Raw genomic sequence first — 5,055 nt, forward strand, 5'->3', positions numbered from 1 at the left:
GGCAACACACACAGCGAGGACGCTGAGGACAGTCGGTCATATTCCGACATGACTGTTCCGCTCAACGCGAGTGTCTACCCGATTACGGGTCAACATTCACGGAGAGTTTGATCCTGGCTCAGGACGAACGCTGGCGGCGTGCTTAACACATGCAAGTCGAACGATGAAGCCCTTCGGGGTGGATTAGTGGCGAACGGGTGAGTAACACGTGGGCAATCTGCCCTTCACTCTGGGACAAGCCCTGGAAACGGGGTCTAATACCGGATACGACCTGGGAAGGCATCTTCTCGGGTGGAAAGCTCCGGCGGTGAAGGATGAGCCCGCGGCCTATCAGCTTGTTGGTGGGGTAATGGCCTACCAAGGCGACGACGGGTAGCCGGCCTGAGAGGGCGACCGGCCACACTGGGACTGAGACACGGCCCAGACTCCTACGGGAGGCAGCAGTGGGGAATATTGCACAATGGGCGAAAGCCTGATGCAGCGACGCCGCGTGAGGGATGACGGCCTTCGGGTTGTAAACCTCTTTCAGCAGGGAAGAAGCGAAAGTGACGGTACCTGCAGAAGAAGCGCCGGCTAACTACGTGCCAGCAGCCGCGGTAATACGTAGGGCGCAAGCGTTGTCCGGAATTATTGGGCGTAAAGAGCTCGTAGGCGGCTTGTCGCGTCGGATGTGAAAGCCCGGGGCTTAACCCCGGGTCTGCATTCGATACGGGCAGGCTAGAGTTCGGTAGGGGAGATCGGAATTCCTGGTGTAGCGGTGAAATGCGCAGATATCAGGAGGAACACCGGTGGCGAAGGCGGATCTCTGGGCCGATACTGACGCTGAGGAGCGAAAGCGTGGGGAGCGAACAGGATTAGATACCCTGGTAGTCCACGCCGTAAACGTTGGGAACTAGGTGTGGGCGACATTCCACGTCGTCCGTGCCGCAGCTAACGCATTAAGTTCCCCGCCTGGGGAGTACGGCCGCAAGGCTAAAACTCAAAGGAATTGACGGGGGCCCGCACAAGCGGCGGAGCATGTGGCTTAATTCGACGCAACGCGAAGAACCTTACCAAGGCTTGACATATACCGGAAAGCATTAGAGATAGTGCCCCCCTTGTGGTCGGTATACAGGTGGTGCATGGCTGTCGTCAGCTCGTGTCGTGAGATGTTGGGTTAAGTCCCGCAACGAGCGCAACCCTTGTCCTGTGTTGCCAGCATGCCCTTCGGGGTGATGGGGACTCACAGGAGACCGCCGGGGTCAACTCGGAGGAAGGTGGGGACGACGTCAAGTCATCATGCCCCTTATGTCTTGGGCTGCACACGTGCTACAATGGCCGGTACAAAGAGCTGCGATACCGTGAGGTGGAGCGAATCTCAAAAAGCCGGTCTCAGTTCGGATTGGGGTCTGCAACTCGACCCCATGAAGTCGGAGTCGCTAGTAATCGCAGATCAGCATTGCTGCGGTGAATACGTTCCCGGGCCTTGTACACACCGCCCGTCACGTCACGAAAGTCGGTAACACCCGAAGCCGGTGGCCCAACCCTTGTGGAGGGAGCCGTCGAAGGTGGGACCAGCGATTGGGACGAAGTCGTAACAAGGTAGCCGTACCGGAAGGTGCGGCTGGATCACCTCCTTTCTAAGGAGCATCAGTACCGCTTGCAGGCGAATGTTCTGCACGGTCAGCTCATGGGTGGAACGTTGACTATTCGGCACGATCGATCCTGAAGGTTCTCTAGTACTGCTTCGGCGTGGAACGAGGACACGGACGGCGATCGTGCCGGGCACGTTGTTGGGTATCTGAGGGTACGGCCGATCGGCTGGACCTTCGCGATGCCGGCCCCAGTGCACTTGGTTCTTTGTGGATCAAGGTGATGGGTGGCTGGTCGTTGCTTGAGAACTACACAGTGGACGCGAGCATCTGTGGCCAAGTTTTTAAGGGCGCACGGTGGATGCCTTGGCACCAGGAACCGATGAAGGACGTGGGAGGCCGCGATAGGCCCCGGGGAGCTGTCAACCGAGCTTTGATCCGGGGGTGTCCGAATGGGGAAACCCGGCAGTCGTCATGGGCTGTCACCCACTGCTGAACACATAGGCAGTGTGGAGGGAACGCGGGGAAGTGAAACATCTCAGTACCCGCAGGAAGAGAAAACAACCGTGATTCCGGGAGTAGTGGCGAGCGAAACCGGATGAGGCCAAACCGTATGCGTGTGATACCCGGCAGGGGTTGCGCATGTGGGGTTGTGGGAGTGAGCTTCAGTCGTCTGCCGGCGGCTGGGCGAGTCAGAAACCGTATGGATAGGCGAAGGACATGCGAAAGGTCCGGCGTAGAGGGTAAGACCCCCGTAGCTGAAATCTGTACGGCTTGCTTGCTCATTTCCCAAGTAGCACGGGGCCCGAGAAATCCCGTGTGAATCTGGCGGGACCACCCGCTAAGCCTAAATATTCCCTGGTGACCGATAGCGGATAGTACCGTGAGGGAATGGTGAAAAGTACCGCGGGAGCGGAGTGAAATAGTACCTGAAACCGTGTGCCTACAAGCCGTGGGAGCGTCGGACGTGCTTGCACGTCTCGTGACTGCGTGCCTTTTGAAGAATGAGCCTGCGAGTTAGCGGTGTGTAGCGAGGTTAACCCGTGTGGGGAAGCCGTAGCGAAAGCGAGTCCGAATAGGGCGATTGAGTTGCACGCTCTAGACCCGAAGCGGAGTGATCTAGCCATGGGCAGGTTGAAGCGGAGGTAAGACTTCGTGGAGGACCGAACCCACCAGGGTTGAAAACCTGGGGGATGACCTGTGGTTAGGGGTGAAAGGCCAATCAAACTCCGTGATAGCTGGTTCTCCCCGAAATGCATTTAGGTGCAGCGTCGTGTGTTTCTTGCCGGAGGTAGAGCACTGGATAGGCGATGGGCCCTACCGGGTTACTGACCTTAGCCAAACTCCGAATGCCGGTAAGTGAGAGCACGGCAGTGAGACTGTGGGGGATAAGCTCCATGGTCGAGAGGGAAACAGCCCAGAGCATCGACTAAGGCCCCTAAGCGTACGCTAAGTGGGAAAGGATGTGGAGTCGCAGAGACAACCAGGAGGTTGGCTTAGAAGCAGCCACCCTTGAAAGAGTGCGTAATAGCTCACTGGTCAAGTGATTCCGCGCCGACAATGTAGCGGGGCTCAAGCGTACCGCCGAAGTCGTGTCATTGCAGCAATAAGCCCCAACGGGTGCTGTGATGGGTAGGGGAGCGTCGTGTGCCGGGTGAAGCAGCCGCGGAAGCGAGTTGTGGACGGTTCACGAGTGAGAATGCAGGCATGAGTAGCGATACAAGAGTGAGAAACTCTTGCGCCGATTGACTAAGGGTTCCTGGGTCAAGCTGATCTGCCCAGGGTAAGTCGGGACCTAAGGCGAGGCCGACAGGCGTAGTCGATGGACAACCGGTTGATATTCCGGTACCCGCTTTGAAACGCCCAATATCGAGCCCATTAATGCTAAGGCCGTGAAGCCGCCCTGGATCCTTCGGGTGAAGGGGAGTGGTGGAGCCGCTGACCCAAGGTGGTAGTAGGTAAGCGATGGGGTGACGCAGGAAGGTAGTCCAGCCCGGGCGGTGGTAGTCCCGGGGTAAGGGTGTAGGCCGTGTGGTAGGCAAATCCGTCACACGTTAAGGCTGAGACCTGATGCCGAGCCGATTGTGGTGAAGTGGATGATCCTATGCTGTCGAGAAAAGCCTCTAGCGAGTTTCATGGCGGCCCGTACCCTAAACCGACTCAGGTGGTCAGGTAGAGAATACCGAGGCGTTCGGGTGAACTATGGTTAAGGAACTCGGCAAAATGCCCCCGTAACTTCGGGAGAAGGGGGGCCATCACTGGTGATCGGATTTACTCCGTGAGCTGGGGGTGGCCGCAGAGACCAGCGAGAAGCGACTGTTTACTAAAAACACAGGTCCGTGCGAAGCCGTAAGGCGATGTATACGGACTGACGCCTGCCCGGTGCTGGAACGTTAAGGGGACCGGTTAGCTCTGTTTCGACAGGGCGAAGCTGAGAACTTAAGCGCCAGTAAACGGCGGTGGTAACTATAACCATCCTAAGGTAGCGAAATTCCTTGTCGGGTAAGTTCCGACCTGCACGAATGGCGTAACGACTTCTCGACTGTCTCAACCATAGGCCCGGTGAAATTGCACTACGAGTAAAGATGCTCGTTTCGCGCAGCAGGACGGAAAGACCCCGGGACCTTTACTACAGTTTGATATTGGTGTTCGGTTCGGCTTGTGTAGGATAGGTGGGAGACTTTGAAGCAGCCACGCCAGTGGTTGTGGAGTCGCCGTTGAAATACCACTCTGGTCGTGCTGGATGTCTAACCTCGGTCCGTGATCCGGATCAGGGACAGTGTCTGATGGGTAGTTTAACTGGGGCGGTTGCCTCCCAAAGGGTAACGGAGGCGCCCAAAGGTTCCCTCAGCCTGGTTGGCAATCAGGTGTTGAGTGTAAGTGCACAAGGGAGCTTGACTGTGAGACCGACGGGTCGAGCAGGGACGAAAGTCGGGACTAGTGATCCGGCGGTGGCTTGTGGAAGCGCCGTCGCTCAACGGATAAAAGGTACCCCGGGGATAACAGGCTGATCTTCCCCAAGAGTCCATATCGACGGGATGGTTTGGCACCTCGATGTCGGCTCGTCGCATCCTGGGGCTGGAGTCGGTCCCAAGGGTTGGGCTGTTCGCCCATTAAAGCGGTACGCGAGCTGGGTTTAGAACGTCGTGAGACAGTTCGGTCCCTATCCGCTGTGCGCGTTGGAATATTGAGAAGGGCTGTCCCTAGTACGAGAGGACCGGGACGGACGAACCTCTGGTGTGCCAGTTGTCCTGCCAAGGGCATGGCTGGTTGGCTACGTTCGGGAGGGATAACCGCTGAAAGCATCTAAGCGGGAAGCCTGCTTCGAGATGAGTATTCCCACCTCCTTGAGAGGGTAAGGCTCCCAGTAGACGACTGGGTTGATAGGCCGGATGTGGAAGCCCAGTAATGGGTGGAGCTGACCGGTACTAATAGGCCGAGGGCTTGTCCTCAGTTGCTCGCGTCCACTGTGTAAGTTCTGAAG

2 rRNA genes are annotated in these 5,055 nt (G+C 57.5%); both read left to right on the top strand.

What is annotated here, in order from left to right:
- Positions 1–95 precede the first annotated feature (95 nt).
- Positions 96–1,619: ribosomal RNA gene (locus IF43_RS37350) — 16S ribosomal RNA — on the top strand.
- Positions 1,620–1,905: 286 nt separating this feature from the next.
- Positions 1,906–5,023, top strand: a 23S ribosomal RNA gene (locus IF43_RS0135040).
- The 16S and 23S rRNA genes sit together here, the layout of an rRNA operon.
- The last annotated feature ends 32 nt before the right edge of the window (positions 5,024–5,055 follow it).

The organism is Streptomyces sp. NRRL S-87 (assembly GCF_000719335.1).
Classification (GTDB): domain Bacteria; phylum Actinomycetota; class Actinomycetes; order Streptomycetales; family Streptomycetaceae; genus Streptomyces.